The sequence below is a fragment of the Nocardioides sp. genome (genome assembly GCF_047607365.1).
GTDB lineage: Bacteria > Actinomycetota > Actinomycetes > Propionibacteriales > Nocardioidaceae > Nocardioides.
The window spans coordinates 1-2,541 of sequence record NZ_JASGDD010000145.1 but is presented as its reverse complement, the minus strand read 5'-3'; the positions used below and the strand labels follow the sequence as shown (position 1 = coordinate 2,541).

At 72.7% G+C, this 2,541-nt stretch carries 3 protein-coding genes; 2 read left to right on the top strand and 1 reads right to left on the bottom strand.

The window, feature by feature from the left end; genetic code table 11:
* A partial coding sequence (locus tag QM572_RS11615; protein WP_415093225.1) for a WYL domain-containing protein occupies positions 1-300 on the top strand: 300 nt, incomplete at its 5' end.
* A gap of 147 nt (positions 301-447) precedes the next feature.
* On the opposite strand, the gene QM572_RS11610 is transcribed toward QM572_RS11615, so the two are convergent.
* The gene (locus tag QM572_RS11610; RefSeq protein ID WP_415093223.1) at positions 448-894 is read right to left on the bottom strand and encodes a cysteine dioxygenase; all 447 of its coding nucleotides are present in this window, start codon (positions 892-894) and stop codon (positions 448-450) included.
* 141 nt (positions 895-1,035) lie between these two features.
* Here QM572_RS11610 and QM572_RS11605 point away from each other — a divergent pair, with 141 nt between their 5' ends.
* Positions 1,036-2,373: a ferric reductase-like transmembrane domain-containing protein gene (locus QM572_RS11605; protein WP_415093221.1), complete on the top strand. Its 1,338-nt coding sequence runs from the start codon at positions 1,036-1,038 to the stop codon at positions 2,371-2,373.
* The last annotated feature ends 168 nt before the right edge of the window (positions 2,374-2,541 follow it).

The following is a 2,541-nucleotide window of genomic DNA, read 5'->3' as shown; positions in this document are numbered from 1 at the left end:
GCGCGCCTCCCCGCGGTCGTCGCCGCGATCCGTGCGGGCGACACGGCGGCGGCGTCACGGCCCCGCCGCGAGGGACCGTTGACCCCGGCGGACGCACTGGCCGAGCTCCGCGACGCCATGGAAGCCGGGCAGTCGGTGGTGCTGACCTACGTGGACAACCACGGCACCCTCACCGACCGGGTGGTGCATCCTCGGCGGATCGCCGAGGGAGCGCTGGTGGCGATCGACGAGCGATCCGCGGAGCAGCGCTCCTTCGCGGTGCATCGCATCCGCGACGTACGCCCCTCCCCCGCCGAATAGGGCCTCTCCTCAGGTCGAGTCGCCCTGAGGCTCGGCCCCACTCGGCGGGAGGGGAGGCCCCATTCGGCGGGAGGGGAGGCCCCATTCGGCGGGAGGGGAGGCCCCATTCGGCGGGAGGGGAGGCCCTACTCGGCGGGAGGGAGGGCGTCAGGGGCGGCCAGGCTCCGCGGAGATCAGCACGAGACGGTCGCCGCGATAGTCGTAGTGGTTCATCGCGTCCAGGCGCGGCGAGTAGGCATGCAGCGACAACGCCGGGAGGTCGCTGGCGTTGCGGACCTGGTGGACCTGGCCGGCTGCGTAGGCCCGGGAGACGCCGGGGGTGAGGTCGACGAGCTGGAGGCCGCCGTCGACGTCGTACTCCAGCAGCTGGCCGGCCAGCACGGTGTGCGCGCCGGTGGCCGACCCGTGGTCGTGGTAGCCGGTCGAGGCGCCCGGGGCCCACGCGATCAGCCAGACCTCCATGCCGTCGGCCCGCTGGAGCAGCAGGAACGAGCGGCCCTCGGCGGGCGGGTCGAGCAGCTGGAGCAGCGCCGGGTCGTCGGCGAACTCGCGCAGCGCCTCGAGGAGCGGGAGCACGGAGAGCGAGGAGGTCATGACGTAATACTACATAAAGTCAGTAGACTTTTGCTGCTTGCCTCCCGCCCTGATCCCGTAACGCCCGGACCGAGACGTCGTTCTCCTTCACAGACAACGTTAAGGCAAGGCAATCCTAACTAAGGGATGAGTGGGGGGTCGGTGGCAAGCATCGTCGTGGCGCGCGCCCGCGTGCGCCCCGGGGCCGAGGGACTCGTGCTCCGCGCCCTCCTCATCGCCGGAGGCGCGGCGGTGCTCGGGTGGTGGGCCTGGTCCGGCACCCGCACCGGCACCCACGGCCTCGCCGGCGCGATCACCTCGCTCGGCCGCGTCGCCGGGCTGCTCGCGGCCTACCTCTGCCTGGTCCTGGTCCTCCTGATCGCCCGGGTCCCCTGGTTCGAGCGCGCCGTCGGACTGGACCGGCTGGTGGGCTGGCACCGCGCCCTCGGCACCAACACCGTGATCCTGATGGCCGCCCACATCGGCCTGATCGTCTGGGGCTACGGGATCAGCGACGACCTGCCGCTGACCACGGAGCTGTGGACGATCGTCAGCACCTACCCCGCCATGATCCGCGCGACCATCGGCACCGTCCTCTTCCTGCTCGTGGCGATGACCAGCGGCTCGCTGATGAGGCGCCACCTGTCCTACGAGCTCTGGTGGACCGTCCATCTGACGACGTACGCCGCCATCCTGCTGACCTTCGGGCACCAGCTTTCCAACGGCGAGGACTTCATCGGACACCCGCGGGTCCAGCTGGTCTGGCTGATCGCCTACGTCGTGGTGTTCGGGTCCGTGCTGTGGTGGCGGGTGCTCGATCCACTGATCCTCAGCGCCAGTCACGCGCTGCGGGTGGACCAGGTCGTCCAGGAGTCCCCCGACACCGCCTCGATCTGGCTGCGCGGCGACGCACTGACCTCCCTGCGCGTCCGGGGCGGGCAGTTCCTCATCCTGCGGTTCCTCGCTCCCGGGCTGTGGAGCAGCGGCCATCCCTACTCGATCTCCTCCATCGCGGAGGCGGACCGGGTGCGCATCACCATCCGCACCGACGGCGACCACTCGGCGCGGATCGCGCGGCTGCGTCCGGGGACGTGGGCCGTCTTCGAGGGGCCCTACGGCGCGTTCACGACCCGGCCGGCCCGCGAGCAGGCGCCCGCGCTCCTCCTCGCCGGCGGGGTCGGCGTCGCGCCGATGGTGCCGATCGCCGCCGAGCTGGCCAACAACGGCCACCAGGTCGTCGCGGTGGTGCGCGACTCCTCGAGGCACGTGCTGGTCGACGACCTCGAGGAGCTGCCGGGCATCGAGGTGCACTCGCTGCTGGGGCGCCGCGCCGACCTGGGCCACGACCCGATGACCCGGCTTCCCGCCCTCGTCCCCGACGCCGCCACCCGCGACGTCTGGATCTGCGGGCCGCCCGGCTTCGCCGTGGCCGCCATCCGCGCCTGCCACGACCTCGGGATCCCCGACCACCACATGCACCTGGAGGACTTCGCATGGTGAGCCCCACCCCGCCGCGCCGGCTCGGGATGCTGCTCGGCTTCTCCGCCGCGGTCGTCGGCGCCGTCACGCTGCGCGGCGTCGTCGGCAGCGAGCCGCCCTCGATCGCCGGCGGGGTGGCCGCCCTGCCCGACGCGCCGGCGCCGTCCGCCGCGCCCTCGTCGGCGACCG